Origin of the sequence: Paenibacillus sp. EKM301P (assembly GCF_011800295.1) — a bacterium.
Taxonomy (GTDB): domain Bacteria; phylum Bacillota; class Bacilli; order Paenibacillales; family Paenibacillaceae; genus Paenibacillus; species Paenibacillus polymyxa.
In genome coordinates, this window is sequence record NZ_JAALFM010000062.1 from 1 (window position 1) to 756 (window position 756).

Annotated in this window: 1 protein-coding gene; it reads right to left on the reverse strand. The window is 53.8% G+C overall.

Features of this window, described 5'->3' with window-relative positions; all coding sequences use genetic code 11:
- A partial coding sequence (locus tag HFD99_RS24815) for an AMP-binding protein (protein WP_167441054.1) occupies nucleotides 1-756 on the reverse strand: 756 nt, incomplete at both ends.

Consider the following 756-nt stretch of genomic DNA (forward strand, 5'->3'; position numbering starts at 1 on the left):
GTAGATCACATACGCCAGATCCTGCGGTTCGTTAATATGATCGACGTCTGTCGTATCTCCGGTGTACAGTGACTCATTGTCCAATGCCAGTACGGTGTGCAGACGCAGCCCTGTTGCTGGCTCGGAGGCTGCTTCGCGGTCAGGTGGCGAATCTGATTTCAAGCTTACGCCTTCACTCAGGTTGTCCCTTTCCATCATTTCAGCACCAGCTGCTGTTTCCAATTCACCCTCAGTCTGCCCTCCGGCCAAGGCCTGTTGGCTTTCCTCCAGCCATACCTGGGCACGCTCTTGCAATCTCGTTTGGGTCAACAGTACCATCGCACCGCTGTCCTCCAGCATGAAACGAATCCGTTCGGATGGATAGTCTGCATCCAGCGGCACATAGGCGCCTCCAGCCTTCCACACCGCTAGTACGCCGACCAGCATGTCCACTGAGCGTTCACTCAAAATGCCGACAATCGATTCGCGTCCAATGCCTTCCTTTCGCAATTTACGCGCCAATTGGTTTGCACGCTCGTTCAGTTTGCGGTACGTCAGCTGTTGCTCCTCGTACACCACCGCTACGTGATCTGGTACAAGCTGGGCCTGTTCTTCCACAAAGGCATGGAACAGGGCTCCTGCTTCAACAGCATCAGCACCTAGTACTCCTACATTTCCAAATCCATCGATGATGTGTGCCTTTTCCTCGGCGGTTACCATATTCAAAACTGCCAGGGGCTGCTGTGGATGATAGGCAATAGCTCGAACGATTTCCGC